Genomic DNA, 14,338 nt, shown 5'->3' on the forward strand with positions numbered 1-14,338 from the left:
GATCAGGCGCGCAGGCGTACGACGAGCACGGCGACGTCGTCCGCGAGCTGCTCGCCGACCAGGTCGCCGAGCACGCCGTCGAGGAACTCCTCCACGCCGAGACCGCGGTGCTTCTGCACTGCCGAGGCCAGCCGGTCGAGGCCGGTGGCGAGGTCCTCACCGCGCCGCTCGACGAGCCCGTCGGTGTAGAGCAGGAGCATCGCCCCGGGGGCGATCTCGGTGCGGTGGTCGGTCCTCGTGCTCTGGGGGTCGACCCCCACGAGCAGGTCCGGCGGGCCGCCCTCGATGAAGTCGAGCGTGCCGTCAGCGGTCACCAGGATCGGCGGGGGATGACCGGCGTTGGTCCAGAGCAGGGTCCGGCTGGCGCCCTCGACGCTCGCGGGCTCGACCCGCGCGTAGACGAGGCTCGCGATGCCGTCCACGTCCAGGTCGCGCAACGCCCGGTCGAGCCGGTGCACGTGGGCCGCCGGGGTGTCGTCGACCGCCCACGCGATCGAGCGCAGCATGGTCCGGAGCTGGCCCATGACCGCCGCGGCCGCGATGTCGTGACCGACCACGTCGCCGATCATCAGACCGGTCGCGCCCGAGGGCATCGCCACCGCGTCGTACCAGTCCCCGCCCACCTGGTCGCGCGACGCCGCGGGACGGTAGCGGGCGGCGAGCTCCAGGCAGCCGGACTCGGGCAGGGTCGGCAGCAGCGCGCTCTGCAGGGTCACCAGCGCGTCGAGGCGCTCCTGCAGGAGCGAGGCTCGCTGCACGGCCTGGGCGGAGTACGACGCGAGCGCCTCGATGGTGACCCGGTCCTCGTCGGACAGGGCGTGCCTGCCATCCCAGATCAGGGCCAGCGTCCCGAGGACTGCGCCCCGGCTGATCAGCGGCTGGAAGGTGCGCGCGTCGCCGACCTGCTCGACCGTGTCGAGGTGCGGGTAGATCGCGTTCTGGATCTCCTTGCTGCTGAAGTACTCCGGGCTGCCGTGCACCGCGGCGCCACCCATGGGGTTGGTCGCGTCCAGGGGGAGCACGGCGTTGCGCAGGGCCGAGAGCCAGCGCGTCTCCGGCGGCGCGACGAAGGTCAGCACCTCGGTGTCGAGGCCCTGGCCGGTGAGGTCGTCGGAGCCGCGGAGCCAGATCCCGGCGTGGAGGCAGCCCAGCTGGTCGACGGCGATCTTCTCGACGGCCTGCGCGACGTCGCTCATGGTCCGGGTCGTCGAGAGGCCCTCGCTCAGGGCGAGCAGCACGCGGCTGCGGTGGGAGAGGTCCTGGGCGGCGCTCTCACCGAGCGCCGCGAGCTCGCGCAGCCCGCGCTGGGCGATCTCGGCCGAGCAGGCGGACGCCAGGTCCTCGAGCATCTCGATCTGGCTCTCGGTCCAGTCCTGGGGCTCGCCTCCGACCGCGCACAGCGAGCCGACGATCGCTCCCGTGTGGTCGGTGATCGGCCAGCCGGCGTAGGAGATCAGGCCGAGGTCGGGGATCGCGAGGTTGTCGCGGAGCCGGTCGTCCTCGCGGGCGTCGCGGACGATGAGCGGGCCCTGCTCGATGACCACGTGCTTGCAGAAGGAGTGCGAGAGCGGGCTCTCCCGGTCGCGCTGGAGGTCCTCCGGGAGTCCGCAGGCGCCGGGGAAGACGGCCCGGTCGGACTCGATGATCGTGACGGTTGCTGCGCCCACGCCCAGCACCCGGCACACCATGCGGGCGTACCGGTCGAACGACGGGTCACCGTGCCCCGCTCCTGCCACCGCCATCGACTCCCGCTCCTGTTGAGCCGACCCTAACGGTGTGCTGGGACCCCCGTTGCAGATCCTGCGATCCTCACCCCGCCGGGTGGCTCAGCCGCGGGCGAGCTTCACCGCGATGGCCAGCATGGTGAGGCCGATCAGGAGGTCGAGGACCTGCCACGCCCGAGGGCTCGAGAGGAAGCGGCTGGCATAGCGCGCGCCGAAGCCGAGACCGCAGAACCACAGCGTGCTCGCCACGCAGGCGCCGACCGCGAACCACCAGCGCCCGGTCGAGCCCTCGTGGTTGGCGATCGACCCGAGGAGCAGCACCGTGTCGAGGTAGACGTGCGGGTTCAACCAGGTCAGGGCGAGCGCCTTCCCGGCGACGCCACGGCGGCCCACAGTTCGCGCCTCGGCGGCGTGCAGCGACTCGCCGGACCGGGCGCGGAGCAGCGAGCTCACGCCGTACCAGCCGAGGAAGGCGACCCCCAGCCAGCGCACGACGTCGAGGACCCACGGTGCGTGCTCGACGATCGACCCGATGCCGCTGACGCCGGCGAAGATGAGCACGACGTCGGAGAGCGTGCAGATCGCGACCACGATCCCGACGTGCTCCCGGGCCAGTCCCTGGCGCAGCACGTAGGCGTTCTGGGCGCCGATGGCCACGATGAGGGTCAGGCCGGTGATGAGGCCGGCGAAGGTCGAGTCGAGCACCCGGCCACGCTAGGGGTCGCAGTGGAGTGAAGGCCAACGAAAGAATCTGTCGAACCATTAGCATCGCTTCATGGACCTCGCCCCGCAGCAGCTGGCCGCCCTGGTCGCGATCGCCGACCGCGGGACGTTCGAGGCGGCGGCGCGTCAGCTGCACGTCACGCCGTCTGCCGTCAGCCAGCGGATCCGCGCTCTCGAGTCCCAGGTCGGCCGGGTGGTCGTGCGGCGTACGACGCCGTGCACGCCGACGCCAGCGGGCGAGGTGCTGCTGCGGCTCGCCCGCCAGAGCCAGCTCCTGCACGACGAGGTGCAGTCGGCGCTGGCCGACGGGCACGGCCCGCGGGTGGACCTGCCGCTCGCCGTCAACGCCGACTCCCTCGCCACCTGGTTCCGCGCCGTCGTCGGCGAGGTGGCGGGCTGGCCGAACGTCGCGCTCCGGCTGCACGTGGAGGACCAGGCCTTCTCGGCGGGTCTGCTGCGCGGCGGTGACGTGCTGGCGGCCGTGACCTCCGACCCGACCGCGGTCCAGGGCTGCTCGGTGGAGCCGCTCGGCACCCTGCGCTACGTCCCGGCCGCGACCCCGGAGGTCGTCGCGCGTTGGCGACGCGGCCGCGGTCCCGACTGGGCGGCGATGCCGATGGTGGTCTTCAACGAGAAGGACTCGCTGCAGCACGACGTGCTGACGGCCCGCGGTGTCGGTGAGCCGCCCGTCGTGCACCGAGTGCCGACGTCGGCGGACTTCCTGGAGGCGGTGTGCCTCGGGCTCGGGTGGGGGATGGTGCCGGAACCCCAGCTGGACGACCGCCTGGTGCCGTTGGTGAGCCGGCTGCACGTCGACGTGGCGCTGCACTGGCAGCGCTGGCGGCTCGACTCACCCGTGCTCGACCGACTCACCGACGCCGTTCGTCGGGCGGCCCGGTCGAGCCTTCGCTGACGGCTCAGGTCACTGCGGCGGCGGACCCGGCTGCACGCGTCGCTCCTCGACGTACGTCGCCTTCTGCCGCTGCTTGTTGATCACCAGGGACAGCACGATGGCCAGGATCCCCACGAGCAGGAAGATCCAGCCCAGGGTGTCACCAGCGACGTTGTCCGAGATGCTGTCCGGCAGCGTGACCGCTCCGGTGATCCCGATCAGGCCGAGCACGATCAGGACGATGCCTACTCCGATTCCCATGCCGACCTTGTGCCCGGCACCGTCCGCGCTGAAACTGCCCCGAAATGCCGAGTCGGCGCAGTGTCAGGCTGACACTGCGCCGACTCGGCAAGCGGTGGATCAGAAAGCGGACTCGTCGAGGTCCATGATCGACAGGTCGACCGACTCGGCGAGAGCGCGCTCCGCGGTGATCTTCGGCAGCAGGTTCTGCGCGAAGAACTGCGCGGCCGCGACCTTGCCCTCGTAGAACGCCTTGTCCTTGCCCGGGTCGCCGCCGAGCTTCTCCAGGGCGACCTCGGCCTGGCGCAGCAGCAGCCACGAGCAGACGACGTCACCGAGGACCATCAGCAGGCGGCTGGTGTTGAGGCCGACCTTGTAGATGTTGCGGGTGTCCTCCTGCGACGACATGAGCGTCTCGATCATCGTCGCGACGATCGCCTGGGCGTCGTCGAGGGCCGTCGCGAGCAGCGCACGCTCGTTCTTGAGGCGACCGTTGCCGGCCTCGCTCTCGATGAACGCCGAGATCTCGCCCGCGAGGTGCCCGAGCGCGGTGCCCTGGTCCTTGACGATCTTGCGGAAGAAGAAGTCCTGGCCCTGGATCGCGGTCGTGCCCTCGTAGAGGGTGTCGATCTTGGCGTCGCGGACGTACTGCTCGATGGGGTACTCCTGCAGGAAGCCGGAGCCACCGAAGGTCTGCAGCGACTCGGTGCCGAGCAGCACCCACGAGCGCTCCGAGCCGTAGCCCTTCACGATCGGGAGCAGCAGGTCGTTGACCTTCTCGGCCAGCTCGTCCCGCTCGCCGTTGTGCTCGGCGATCTGGACCTTGTCCTGCCACGACGCCGTGTAGAGCACCAGGGCGCGCATCGCCTCGGCGAACGACTTCTGCGTCATCAGCGAGCGGCGTACGTCGGGGTGGTGGGTGATCGTGACCCGCGGTGCCGTCTTGTCGGCGGACTGCGCGAGGTCGGCGCCCTGGACGCGCTCCTTGGCGAACTCGAGCGCGTTGAGGTAGCCGGTCGAGAGGGTGGCGATGGCCTTGGTGCCGACCATCATCCGGGCGTTCTCGATGACCTGGAACATCTGTGCGATGCCGTTGTGGACCTCGCCGAGGAGGTAGCCGACGGCGGGCTCGCCGCCGCCGACCGACGGGTCGCCGAAGGTGACCTCGCAGGTGTTGGAGACCTTGATGCCCATCTTGTGCTCGACGTTGGTCACGTAGGCGCCGTTGCGCTCGCCCAGCTCGCCGGTCTCCACGTCGAAGTGGAACTTCGGCACGATGAAGAGGGAGAGGCCCTTGGTGCCGGGACCGCCGGCGCCCTCGACGCCGACCGGGCGGGCCAGCACCATGTGGATGATGTTGTCGCTCAGGTCGGACTCGGCCGAGGTGATGAAGCGCTTGACGCCCTCGATGTTCCAGGTGCCGTCGTCGTTGAGCGTGGCCTTGGTGCGGCCGGCGCCGACGTCGGACCCGGCGTCGGGCTCGGTCAGCACCATCGTGGTGACCCAGCCCTTGTCGACCATCAGCTGGGCGATCTTCTGGTCACGCTCGTTGCCGTTGCGCTGGACCACGCCCGCGAACATCGGCGCGGCGCCGTACATCCAGATGGCGGGGTTGGCGCCGAGGACGAGCTCGCCCATCGCCCAGCAGAAGCTGGACGGGGCCGGGGTGCCGCCGAGCTCGGCCATGGTGGTGAGGCGCCAGTACTCGGCGTCCATCCAGGCCTGGTAGCTCTTCTTGAAGGCGGCCGGCACGGGCGCGGTGTTGGTCTTCGGGTCGAAGACGGGCGGGTTCCGGTCGGAGTCGACGAACGACTCGGCCAGGTCCTCGCGGGCCAGGCGGTCGACCTCGGCGAGGATCGAGCGGGCGGTCTCGCCGTCGACCTCGCTGAACGGGCCGGTGCCGAGGATCTCGTCGCGCCCGAGGACCTCGAAGAGGTTGAACTCGATGTCGCGGATGTTGCTCTTGTAGTGGCTCACAGCCCCACCTTCGCGTTGCGTACTGGTCGGTAACTTCATGATACGTACCGACCGGTAACCCAGCAAGACGGGGTTGACAGCATCACGATCTCGATTGACTATCAAGTCACTAGAGTTTATCGACAGAAGGCTTCCCCATGCGCAAGCTCGTGCTCCTCGCCCTGGTCGGTCTGGCCGCCCAGCTCGTCGACGGATCGCTCGGGATGGGCTACGGCGTCACCTCGGCCACCCTGCTCGTGGCCGGCGGGCTCGGGCCGGCGGCCGCGTCAGCCGCGATCCACTTCTCCGAGATCGGGACCTCCCTGGTCTCGGGCATCTCGCACCAGGCGCTCGGCAACGTCGACTGGCGCACCGTCGGCATCCTCGCGGCGCCCGGCTTCGTCGGGGCCTTCGCCGGGGCGACGTTGCTGGTCCACCTCGACGTCGCCGTCTCGCGACCGGTGGTGGCCGCGATCCTCCTCGGCCTCGGGGTCTACGTGACCTGGCGGTTCCTCACGCTGCGGAAGCTCCGCTTCCAGACGCGACCCTCGGCCCGGTTCCTCGCGCCGATGGGGTTCGTCGCCGGCACGCTGGACGCGGTCGGCGGCGGTGGCTGGGGTCCGGTCGGCACCACCACGATGCTGTCCTCGGGGCGCCTCGAGCCGCGCAAGGTCGTCGGCTCGGTCGACACCGCCGAGTTCGTCGTGACCATCGGTGCCTCGCTGGGTTTCCTGACCGCGCTCGGCAGCCAGGGCATCGACTGGGCCTTCGCCGCGGCACTGCTGGTCGGCGGCGTGGTCGCCGCGCCGATCGCCGCGACGCTGGTCCGCTTCATGCCGCCCCGGGTCCTCGGTGTGGCGGCCGGCGGCGTGATCGTGCTGACCAACCTCAAGACCCTCGCCGAGGTCGCCGACGTCCCCGGCATGACCGTCGCACTGCTCGCGTCGATGGTCTTCACGCTCTGGGTGCTGTGGGTCGCCTACGCGATCAAGCTCGAGCAGGCCGAGCGCGAGGGGGGTGTCGGCCGGCCGCAGGACCGGGTCCGGGCGCACCTGGCGAGCTGACGCGCGACGCCCGCAAGGCGTGAAGGTCGACTGAACAAGTCAACACATCTGACACACTGGACGCATGCGAGTTTCCGCCAAGTCCGACTACGCCCTGCGTGCGCTGATCGAGATGGCGTCGCGCGAGGACGGTCGCGCGGTGAGCGCGGAGGAGCTCGGTCGGCGCCAGGAGATCCCGCACGGGTTCCTGCAGGCGATCCTGGCCGACCTCCGTCGGGCCGGCGTGGTGATGTCGCAGCGGGGTCAGTCCGGCGGGTGGCGGATGGGTCGTCCGGCCACCGAGGTCTCGGTCGCCGACGTCATCCGCGCCGTCGACGGGCCCCTGGTCTCCGTCTACGGCCTGCGGCCTGAGGCCGTCACCTACAACGAGACCGCCGACGTCCTCCAGCACGTCTGGATCGCGGCGCGCTACTCGCTGCGCGACGTCTTCGAGCAGGTCTCGATCCAGCAGCTCGCCGACGGTGCGCTGCCGGACGCCGTGACGTCGCGCACCGCCAGCGAAGACGCCTGGCAGCCGCACTAACCGTCACCGGCTCTCGGCCAGCCGGCGCTTGAGCTTCTTGCGCTTCTTCTCCAGCTTGGCGTTGCGCGACTGCAGCGCCTCGTTGTGCTCACGCAGCCGCGCGACCTCGACGAGCACGTCGGCCAGCACGTCGGTCGTCACCGAGAGACGCTCGTCGAGCGGGACGTCGTCAGGCAGGCTCGCCCCCGGGTCCGGAGGGCCCGGCAGCAGTGCGGTGGTGTCGCCCCGGACGTCGTACCCGCCCTCGGCGAGCTGCTTGCGCCAGCGCTCTCCGATCTCGAGCAGCTCGTCGTGGAGGTCCGCCGGCGTCGCCGGTCGGCCGACGTCCTGGACGGTCGCACCCTCCGAGAGGTAGCGACGCACGACGGTCCGCTGGGTGCGGGTGTCGAGCCGGCCGTCGACCGCGCGGTTGACGCTGCGCAGCACGGCGATGCCGGTGGTGTCCGGTCCCGCGGCGGCCGCGCTCGTGAGCGGCAAGCGGGTCGCGTCGAAGCCCACGATCTCGCCGAAGGCGGTCCACGCCGTCTCGTGCGGGTCCGGGTCGTCGGCCGACACCACGATCACGTGCACCCGCTGAGGTCGGCGTACGGCGTGGGCCCAGCGGGCCAGCACGTCGACGAGGTCCTGACCGGCCCAGAACCGCTGCGCCTGGTCGTGCGCGCGGGCAGGGTCCATCACCCGCTTGCGGAACTTCGCGAACGACGCCGACCGGCCGGCCTCGACCGAGCCCGCCCAGGCGGCGACGAGCTGGCTGCCGAGGTCGCGTGCGGTCACGACGACGTGCACCTCGAAACCGGAGAGGGTGTCGAGCAGCAGGTCGATCTGCGGCGGTGTGCAGGCGGCGAGCAGCTCGTGGCTGAAGACCACGTCACCCTTGCCCCTGTGGGCTTGGCGGCAGATCTCGGCCCACGCGCCCTCGACCTCGCGCCGCTGGTAGCCCCACGCCTCGTGGTCGCGGCGGATCTCGATGGCGGCCCGGAACATCTCCTCCGCGGAGATCGCCGGGTGCCGGATGCCGAGCTCCTCGAGGGTGTCGGCGTGCTCGGCCAGGGCCGAGTCGAGGAAGGCGCCTCCGGTGCGGGGGAGGCCGATGTGCAGGTAGGCCTTGCGTCGTCCCATGACCGCACGGTCGCAGCCCCGTGCGGACGGCCGGTGAACGACGCATGACGGCCGAGGGGTAGAACGTGTTCCAGTTCCGCGCCTAGGATGCGGTCATGATCACCTCCGACGCCATCACCTGGACGGCTGCGAACGACGAGCACCCGGCGCGGACCGCCTCCCAGCGGTCCTACTCGGCCGTCGCCAAGGGCGACCTCGCCGAGTGGCTCACGGTCTACGCCGAGGACGCGGTCCTCGAGGACCCGGTCGGTCCGTCGATGTTCGACCCCGACGGCAACGGCCATCGCGGGCACGACGGCATCTCGGCGTTCTGGAACCTGGCGATCGCGCCGATCGAGAAGTTCGAGTTCGAGATCTACGAGTCCTTCGCCAACCCCGGCAGCAACACGTGCGCCAACATCGGCCGGATCAAGACGTCGTTCCCCGACGGGAGCTACACCGTGACCGACCTGATCATGGTGTACGTCGTGCACGACGACGGCCGGGTCGCGTCGATGAAGGCCTTCTGGGAGCCCGAGCGGACGATGGCGAGCTTCACGAAGCCGTGACCGTCGCGGCCGGCCACTGCCGCAGGGTCGCGTCGAGCGCGTCGAGGATCCGCGACCAGCTCTCGGCCGCGGCGGGTGGGCTGTGGTCGAAGCTGCCGCTGAGCTCCAGGTCGGCGAAGCCGTGGAAGACACTGCCGAGCAGGCGTACGGCGTGCACGGTGTCGGTCTCGTCGAGCGCGTACCCGCGCAGGATCGAACGCGTCAGCGCGGCGTGCCGACGACCCGCTTCGACGGCGGGGGAGTCCGCGGACAACGGGACCCGGGTGGCGGCGTACCGCCCCGGATGGGCTCGCGCGTAGTCGCGGTAGGTGGCCGCGAACGCGACGAGGGCCTCCTTGCCGGAGCGCCCGGCGAGCGACTCGGCGGCGAGGTCGGCGAGCTCGGTGAGCGCGAGCGCGGCGATGCCCTCGCGGAGGTCGGCGGAGCCGGCGACGTGGGAGTAGAGGCTGGCGACCTTCACGTCGAAGCTGCGCGCGACCGCCGAGAGCGTGACGGCGCCGAGGCCGTCCTCGTCGGCGAGATCGGCCGCGGCGCGGACCACCCGGTCGGTCGTGAGTCCTGCTCGGGGCACGGGGCTCCTTGGTGCCATAGGGATTTGCCTAAAGCCTATAGGAACCGTACCGTCGGTGCACGTGGAACCCCTGACCGACACCGAGATCCGCGCCTCCTTCGTCAACTGCTCGAAGGGCGAGGCGAAGCGGCTGAACCTGCCGCGCGACCTGGGTGAGACGGCCTGGTCGGACCTGGACTACCTCGGGTGGCGCGACCCGCAGGCGCCGGCGCGCGGCTACCTCGTCGCCGAGCACGACGGCCGCCCGTGCGGGATCGTCCTGCGTGCCCCGGGCGTCGGTGTCGGGCGTCGGGCGTCGATGTGCTCGCTCTGCATGACGGTGCGCTCTGGCGGGGTCGCGCTGATGGTCGCGCCGCGCGCCGGGAAGGCGGGCCAGCACGGCCACTCGGTCGGGACGCCCATGTGCGCCGACCTGGCCTGCTCGCTCTACGTGCGCGGCAAGCTGTCGGCGTCGAGCCCCGTCCTGCAGGAGACGCTGACGACCGAGCAGCGGATCGACCGGCTCGTCGGCAACGTCGGCACGTTCGTCGCGCGGGTGCTGCGCGACGGGTAGCCGCTCAGACGGTCGTGTGTGCGGCGACCCACTCGACGAGCGGTCGCAGGGCACGCCAGTCGTCGCGGACGATGTCGAGCACCTCGGGCGTGTGGATCACCGGCTCGAAGCCGATCTGGTGACCGGCGACCAGCGACTTGTGGCGCAGCAGCTCGATCCGCGGGTGGTCCGCGTCGTACCCCCGCGGCGTGGTCTTGAGCCGGTCGCCACCGATCTCGAAACCCTTTCGCTGCACCGCCTTCAGGATCTTCTCGAGCTCGGGTCCGAACCGATCGTGGGCGACGGCCTCGCGGAACGCCGCAAGGCGCGGCCCGCTCGCCTCGTAGAAGCCGGCGCCCGTGCGCACCCCGCGCGGTGACAGCTCGACGTACCAACCGGTCGCCTCACCGACGCGGACGAACGCGCCCTGGTGGGTCTTGTACGGCGTCTTGTCCTTCGCGAAGCGGACGTCGCGGTAGGGGCGGAAGATCTTCCCGGCGCCGAACTCGGGCTCGAGCGCCGAGCAGAGGGCCGTCATCGGCGCCTTCACGGCCTCGGCGTAGACCTGCTTGTGCTTCTCCCAGAACGCCTTGGTGTTGTCGACCTCGAGGTCGTCGTAGAAGTCGAGTCCCGCGACGGGGAACCCGGCGAAGCCGTCAGTCACCCGATCAGCCTACGAGGGGCTGCGGGGCGAGGCGGCGGCGCCCGCTGCAACACCGCCGCCCCGCGGAGGGAGCCGGATCCCCGTGTTCCGGCTCCTCTCAGGTCCAACGCAGCACTGCGGCAGGAGTGACGGGTTGTGCTCAGGAGAGTGCGGCTGTCACCTGTTTGTCACCCTTTGAGGTGAAGGCGCTGACCGTGATCGCGCCTCCGCCGCAGCGCGGTTCGGCGAGGAACGCCTGACCGGACGGGGACTCGTAGGCGACCGTCAGGCCGTCGGCCGGGGTCCAGCGCATCAGCGCGGCAGGGTCGCCCTGGCGCTGCGGGTCCCGCACGAAGTACGACGCGCCGGCGCACCACGTCAGCGAGCCCGACGTACCGGGCCCGAGGTCGTAGTAGCCGTCGCCGGCGCGTGCGTAGAAGTGCGCGCGCTCGATCGCCTGCTCCTTCGGGACCACCGACCAGACCGCTCCGTCGTCGATGAGCAGGCCGTCCCACGCGGTGCAGTCGGGCACTCCCGTGAACGGTGTCGTGGTCGTGCCGTCGAGGGTCACCACCGTGCGGCACGACGGGCGCGAGTCGTCGAAGGTGAGCACCGAGTCTCCGGCGGGCGTGACGTGGGCGCCGTTGAAGCCGCTGCGCGCCGGCGCACACCAGCCCAGGGTCGACTTCTGGGTCGCGAGGTCGACGGTCGCGGTGCAGTACTTGCCGTCGGCGACGGTCGCATGGATGAGCCGACCCTCGCCGAGCGACCACGTGCCGCCGTTGGTCGTGGGCACGTCGGAGCGTCCGTCGATCGCGAAGCTCTTCCCGGTCGCGAGGTCCGTGACGCGGGCGATCGCGGGCTTCTGCTCGGCGCGGTCCTGGAGCACGACGACGGCGTAGTCGTCGTCGATCAGCGCGTCGGAGACCTTGCGGCCGCTGGTCGCGAAGCCGCTCGATCCGCTCGGCCCGTCGAGCGACGCCGCGCCGCCGCTGACCGTGAGGGTCCAGCCGTTGCCGGAGGTCGTCACCGTCTTGGCGGTCGGGCCGGGGACCGGCGTCCAGTCGAGCGGGGACGTCTCCGGCGTGAGCGGGGCGGGCTGGTCGGACGTGCCGCCGCTCGGGGTCGTCGACTCGGACGGCGTGGCGGTCGCCGAGGTCGCCGGAGCCGAGGGGGTCGACGATGCCGCGGTCGGGCTCGGCGACGGGGTCGGCGTGGGCTCGGCCTGCGGGGCGTCGCTGCCGCACGCGCCCAGCACGAGGGCGAGCGACGCGGCCACGGCGTACGGCGCGAGGCGGCGTACGCGCATCAGACGCCGACGTTGTGCTGGAAGTGAGCCTCGTTGCCGCGGTAGCTCTTGTAGGCCTGGCGCCACTGGACGCGGGCGATGTAGGGCTCCGAGGGGTCGAACCGCTGCTGGTTCCACGGCTCGAAGTAGCTCAGCGTCGTCGGTCCCTTGCCGTTCTTGTCGTAGCCGCGACCGACCTGGTAGTGCCCGGAGGCGTCGTCGTCGAGGTAGGGGTAGAAGCGCTTGAGCAGGACCGGGTGGAGGACGACCGGCGCCTTGTAGTCGTAGATGTGACGCATCATCAGCAACATCCACTGCTTGAACTTCCAGTCCCCGATGTCGAGGGTCACGTAGGGACCGGCGTGGTCCTTGTCGTCCCACCCGGTGCTCTGGTTGACGACGCGGACCATGTCCGTGATGCCGGTGCCGGCAGACGTGGTGTGCAGCTTCGCTGCCCAGTGGTCCTGGCTCTTGGCCGTGCCCTGCCAGCCCCACGCGATCATCTGCATCGAGGTCGGGCCGCACCAGTAGGTGCGGGTCTGCTCGGCGACGTGGGTCTTGTCGAGGATGGCGAACTTCTTCGGGTAGTCCGCGCGGGTCTTCACCGGCGGGGACACGGTGGTCGGCGTGCCGCTGGCCGTCGGGGTCGCGCTCGGCGCCTTGGTCGGGCTCTTCGTCGGCGTCGCGGTGGGGCTCTTGCTGGGGCTCTTCGTCGGGGACTTGGTCGGGGACTTGGTGGGGGTCGCCGATGCCGTCGCGGTGGCCTTCGGCTTCAGTCGCGTCGTGGTGGCGACCGGCACCCGGGCCTCGGGGTGGGTGGCGAGGAAGTCGGCGGGGAGCGGCACGCCCTGGATCTGGTGGCGGAGCAGCCAGACCTTGGCCACGGACTGCGCTGCCATCTCGAGCTCGGCGCGCTCGGCCTTGGCGCGGGCGGCGGGGTTCATCCGGGCTGCGTGCTCGAGGAGGGCGGCCGGGCCGAGGTCGCCGGTGTTGATGCGCGTCGAACCGGAGCGCTCGGCGACCCGGGCGGCCCGGGTCATCCGCTCGCGGACCTGCGCCTGGGTGGCGTCGGTCCAGCCGGTGCCGAGGCAGTAGCGCTGGCCGTCGAAGTCGGCGCACCGGACCAGCTGGTCGGCGAGGTCGACCGCCGAGGCCTTGCTGCCGATCCGGCCGACCGCGCGCCCCTCGCTGACGACTCGGTCGATCTCGGCCTGCATGGCCGGGGTGACCTTCGAGATCCCGGCGGTCAGTGCCGGCCGGTAGGCGTCCGCCTTGGACCCGTCCGAGGGTCGGATCGCGCCCTCGTCGTCATCCCCGCGGGGGATGAACGGGATGGCGGCGAGCATCAGGACCAGCGCCGCGCCGATCGCGATGGTGCGTGGACGGGGACGAGACATGCCAGAAACCTCGAGACGTGGGGAAGAGTCACTCCACTGTCCACAATCGTCACTCGCATAGTCAAGCGAAGCACCAGCCACACACGTAACAGATTTGTGACCTTGTCTGGACTGTGAACGACGAAGCCCCTAGCCATCGTGGCTAGGGGCTGTCAGGAGCATTGGAGCGGATGACGAGATTCGAACTCGCGACATCGACGTTGGGCCGAGCGTCGCGCTCGGGTGAGTGCGACTTCGGGGGAACTGGAGCGGATGACGAGATTCGAACTCGCGACATCGACCTTGGGAAGGTCGCGCTCTACCAGCTGAGCTACATCCGCAGGGATCGCGGAGATCCTAGTCGAGCCGGCCGAGCGTCGGGTACCTCGGGTCGAGGCCGTCGCCGGACGAGCGGCCGGTCAGCCGGCGGTGCACCCAGGGGAGGGCCATCTCGCGTGCCCAGGTGAGGTTCTCGCGGCGCCGTTCCGCTCCGGTCGGGACAGGGCGGTCGACCAGCGGCAGTGGTCGGAGGTCGTGCTCGACGCCGAGGACATCGAGCACCTCGGTCGCCATCCGCTGGTGACCGGCGGGTCCCATGTGCATCCGGTCCGGGTCCCAGTAGCGCCAGTCGCGGTACTCCCGCAGCTTCCAGAAGTCGACCACGCTCGCGCCGTGCCGGGCGGCGCTGTCGCGGACGAACTCGTTGTAGAGGGCGAACCGGCCGCGCAGGGGCCGGTAGATCGCCGAGCCGCCCGGGTCGAACGCCGTGAAGACGAGCAGCCGGGCGCCGGTGTCGGCGAGGCGACCGAGCGCGACGTCGTACCTCTCGGCCAGGGCGTCGATGTCGACCTTGGGCCGGAGGATGTCGTTGGCGCCGGCGTAGATCGTGATCAGGTCGGGCGCGAGGGCGAGGGCCGGCTCGAGCTGCTCGTCGAGGATCGGGCCGAGCTTGCGTCCGCGGATCGCCAGGTTGGCGTAGCCGAAGTCGTCGCTGGTCGAGCCCAGGACCTCGGCGACGCGGTCGGCCCAGCCGCGCAGGCCGTTGGGTCGGTCCGGGTCGGGGTCGCCGACGCCCTCGGTGAAGGAGTCGCCCAGCGCGACGTACCGGTGGAAGCTCACCGGCCCATTCTCACGGTCGG

General features: G+C 71.0%; 15 protein-coding genes and 1 tRNA gene. 5 read left to right on the forward strand and 11 right to left on the reverse strand.

Going from position 1 to position 14,338, the window contains the following annotated elements; translation table 11 throughout:
* Positions 1-2: 2 nt before the first annotated feature.
* The gene (locus ABLE68_RS09900; protein WP_348871155.1) at positions 3-1,742 is read right to left on the reverse strand and encodes a SpoIIE family protein phosphatase; all 1,740 of its coding nucleotides are present in this window, start codon (positions 1,740-1,742) and stop codon (positions 3-5) included.
* A gap of 84 nt (positions 1,743-1,826) precedes the next feature.
* Positions 1,827-2,429, reverse strand: a complete 603-nt coding sequence (locus ABLE68_RS09905; protein ID WP_348871156.1) for a LysE/ArgO family amino acid transporter — start codon at positions 2,427-2,429, stop codon at positions 1,827-1,829.
* Between the two features lie 70 nt (positions 2,430-2,499).
* Between ABLE68_RS09905 and ABLE68_RS09910 the strand changes: the two genes are divergently transcribed.
* Positions 2,500-3,360 carry a LysR family transcriptional regulator ArgP gene (locus tag ABLE68_RS09910; RefSeq protein ID WP_348871157.1) on the forward strand — a complete coding sequence of 287 codons (861 nt, stop codon included), beginning with the start codon at positions 2,500-2,502 and terminating at the stop codon, positions 3,358-3,360.
* Between the two features lie 9 nt (positions 3,361-3,369).
* Here ABLE68_RS09910 and ABLE68_RS09915 read toward each other — a convergent pair whose 3' ends face one another.
* Complete coding sequence (locus tag ABLE68_RS09915) at positions 3,370-3,600, reverse strand: DUF6458 family protein (RefSeq protein ID WP_348871158.1); 231 nt, start codon at positions 3,598-3,600, stop codon at positions 3,370-3,372.
* A gap of 99 nt (positions 3,601-3,699) precedes the next feature.
* A complete protein-coding gene (locus ABLE68_RS09920) occupies positions 3,700-5,556 on the reverse strand; it encodes an acyl-CoA dehydrogenase (RefSeq protein ID WP_348871159.1) in 1,857 nt (618 codons plus the stop codon).
* 137 nt (positions 5,557-5,693) lie between these two features.
* Here ABLE68_RS09920 and ABLE68_RS09925 point away from each other — a divergent pair, with 137 nt between their 5' ends.
* Positions 5,694-6,599, forward strand: coding sequence for a sulfite exporter TauE/SafE family protein (locus tag ABLE68_RS09925; RefSeq protein ID WP_348871160.1), 906 nt, complete (start codon positions 5,694-5,696; stop codon positions 6,597-6,599).
* Between the two features lie 64 nt (positions 6,600-6,663).
* Positions 6,664-7,122 (forward strand): RrF2 family transcriptional regulator, encoded by a 459-nt coding sequence (locus ABLE68_RS09930; RefSeq protein ID WP_348871161.1) that lies wholly within the window; start codon positions 6,664-6,666, stop codon positions 7,120-7,122.
* A gap of 3 nt (positions 7,123-7,125) precedes the next feature.
* Here the strand turns inward: ABLE68_RS09930 and ABLE68_RS09935 are convergent, their stop codons facing one another.
* Complete coding sequence (locus ABLE68_RS09935; protein ID WP_348871162.1) at positions 7,126-8,241, reverse strand: hypothetical protein; 1,116 nt, start codon at positions 8,239-8,241, stop codon at positions 7,126-7,128.
* A 95-nt stretch (positions 8,242-8,336) separates the two neighbouring features.
* Here ABLE68_RS09935 and ABLE68_RS09940 point away from each other — a divergent pair, with 95 nt between their 5' ends.
* On the forward strand, positions 8,337-8,789 hold the full coding sequence (locus ABLE68_RS09940) for a nuclear transport factor 2 family protein (protein ID WP_348871163.1): 453 nt from the start codon (positions 8,337-8,339) through the stop codon (positions 8,787-8,789).
* Here the strand turns inward: ABLE68_RS09940 and ABLE68_RS09945 are convergent.
* Positions 8,776-9,360 (reverse strand): TetR/AcrR family transcriptional regulator, encoded by a 585-nt coding sequence (locus ABLE68_RS09945; protein WP_348871164.1) that lies wholly within the window; start codon positions 9,358-9,360, stop codon positions 8,776-8,778. The genes ABLE68_RS09940 and ABLE68_RS09945 overlap by 14 nt on opposite strands.
* A gap of 61 nt (positions 9,361-9,421) precedes the next feature.
* Here ABLE68_RS09945 and ABLE68_RS09950 point away from each other — a divergent pair, with 61 nt between their 5' ends.
* Positions 9,422-9,913, forward strand: coding sequence for an FBP domain-containing protein (locus tag ABLE68_RS09950; RefSeq protein ID WP_348871165.1), 492 nt, complete (start codon positions 9,422-9,424; stop codon positions 9,911-9,913).
* 4 nt (positions 9,914-9,917) lie between these two features.
* On the opposite strand, the gene ABLE68_RS09955 is transcribed toward ABLE68_RS09950, so the two are convergent.
* The 5 genes from ABLE68_RS09955 to ABLE68_RS09975 all read right to left on the reverse strand — a co-directional run bounded on the left by ABLE68_RS09955 (position 9,918) and on the right by ABLE68_RS09975 (position 14,318).
* On the reverse strand, positions 9,918-10,556 hold the full coding sequence (locus ABLE68_RS09955) for a DUF2461 domain-containing protein (RefSeq protein ID WP_348871166.1): 639 nt from the start codon (positions 10,554-10,556) through the stop codon (positions 9,918-9,920).
* Positions 10,557-10,695: 139 nt separating this feature from the next.
* Positions 10,696-11,844 (reverse strand): hypothetical protein, encoded by a 1,149-nt coding sequence (locus tag ABLE68_RS09960; protein ID WP_348871167.1) that lies wholly within the window; start codon positions 11,842-11,844, stop codon positions 10,696-10,698.
* Positions 11,844-13,220 (reverse strand): C39 family peptidase, encoded by a 1,377-nt coding sequence (locus ABLE68_RS09965; protein ID WP_348871168.1) that lies wholly within the window; start codon positions 13,218-13,220, stop codon positions 11,844-11,846. Before ABLE68_RS09965 ends, ABLE68_RS09960 begins: the two co-directional genes overlap by 1 nt.
* A 244-nt stretch (positions 13,221-13,464) precedes the next feature.
* Positions 13,465-13,540 (reverse strand) — tRNA-Gly (locus tag ABLE68_RS09970).
* 16 nt (positions 13,541-13,556) lie between these two features.
* Positions 13,557-14,318 carry an SGNH/GDSL hydrolase family protein gene (locus ABLE68_RS09975; RefSeq protein WP_348871169.1) on the reverse strand — a complete coding sequence of 254 codons (762 nt, stop codon included), beginning with the start codon at positions 14,316-14,318 and terminating at the stop codon, positions 13,557-13,559.
* Positions 14,319-14,338: the final 20 nt, after the last annotated feature.

It is taken from the genome of Nocardioides pollutisoli, from assembly GCF_040045055.1.
Lineage (GTDB): Bacteria > Actinomycetota > Actinomycetes > Propionibacteriales > Nocardioidaceae > Nocardioides > Nocardioides tweenelious.

Bases quoted from the DNA above. Each gene is read 5' to 3' on its own strand.
- ABLE68_RS09900 (WP_348871155.1), bottom strand. From the start codon at position 1,742: ATGGCGGTGGCAGGAGCGGGGCACGGTGACCCGTCGTTCGACCGGTAC.
- ABLE68_RS09910 (WP_348871157.1), top strand. From the start codon at position 2,500: ATGGACCTCGCCCCGCAGCAGCTGGCCGCCCTGGTCGCGATCGCCGAC.
- ABLE68_RS09915 (WP_348871158.1), bottom strand. From the start codon at position 3,600: ATGGGAATCGGAGTAGGCATCGTCCTGATCGTGCTCGGCCTGATCGGG.
- ABLE68_RS09925 (WP_348871160.1), top strand. From the start codon at position 5,694: ATGCGCAAGCTCGTGCTCCTCGCCCTGGTCGGTCTGGCCGCCCAGCTC.
- ABLE68_RS09930 (WP_348871161.1), top strand. From the start codon at position 6,664: ATGCGAGTTTCCGCCAAGTCCGACTACGCCCTGCGTGCGCTGATCGAG.
- ABLE68_RS09935 (WP_348871162.1), bottom strand. From the start codon at position 8,241: ATGGGACGACGCAAGGCCTACCTGCACATCGGCCTCCCCCGCACCGGA.
- ABLE68_RS09940 (WP_348871163.1), top strand. From the start codon at position 8,337: ATGATCACCTCCGACGCCATCACCTGGACGGCTGCGAACGACGAGCAC.
- ABLE68_RS09960 (WP_348871167.1), bottom strand. From the start codon at position 11,844: ATGCGCGTACGCCGCCTCGCGCCGTACGCCGTGGCCGCGTCGCTCGCC.
- ABLE68_RS09965 (WP_348871168.1), bottom strand. From the start codon at position 13,220: ATGTCTCGTCCCCGTCCACGCACCATCGCGATCGGCGCGGCGCTGGTC.